We start from the raw sequence: 647 nt of genomic DNA on the forward strand, positions 1-647 counted from the left end.
GCTGGAAATCGGTGCCATGCGGTGCCAGCGGCAATTCGAAACGCTGGCGGTCACCGTGCAGGTATTGCAGCAATTGGGTGCGCGCATCGCGCAGCGCATCGGCGTCGTGCTTCCAGTGCGCGCGGCCCTTGGCGTCGTAGCGGTTGTTTTCGAACAGGATGTGGTGGATGCCCTGGCTGTCACCGGCCACGGTCAATGCGCCGATGGGGCTGTCGAAGGTGTCGTAGAAGAGGGTCATGGGCTCACTCCAGAGGTGGGGGTGGACAGGTGCCACAGATGCAGCACGGCATAGGCGCGCCACGGTCGCCAGGCCTGCGAGCGCGCTTCGGTGGCGCGTTCGCTCAGGCGTGTTCCGTCGCCCAGAACCTGCTGCAGGACCAGGTCGCCAGCGGGGAAGGCATCGGGAAGCGCCAGTGCACGCAATGCCATGTAATGCGCGGTCCACGGCCCGATCCCGGGCAAGGCGACGCAGCGTTCCACGAAGCTTTCCAGGCGTTGGCCGGCGGCGAAATCCAGGCGGCCTTCTGCCACCGCCGCCGCCACGGCGCGGACGGTGGCGGCGCGTGTCTTCGGCAGTCCGATCGATTCCAGCGGCGCCTCGGCCAGCGCCTGCGGGGTCGGGAACTGGCGGTCCAGGCCGGCGGGCA

Annotated in this window: 2 pseudogenes; both read right to left on the minus strand. The window is 68.5% G+C overall.

Features of this window, described 5'->3' with window-relative positions:
• A pseudogene (locus DBR34_RS23735) lies at window positions 1-238 on the minus strand (cysteine methyltransferase); the annotation flags it as partial.
• A pseudogene (locus DBR34_RS23740) lies at window positions 235-647 on the minus strand (DNA-3-methyladenine glycosylase 2 family protein); the annotation flags it as partial. The pseudogenes DBR34_RS23740 and DBR34_RS23735, both read right to left, overlap by 4 nt.

Source organism: Stenotrophomonas sp. HMWF003, assembly GCF_003061285.1.
In the GTDB taxonomy this organism is placed as follows: domain Bacteria; phylum Pseudomonadota; class Gammaproteobacteria; order Xanthomonadales; family Xanthomonadaceae; genus Stenotrophomonas; species Stenotrophomonas maltophilia_AP.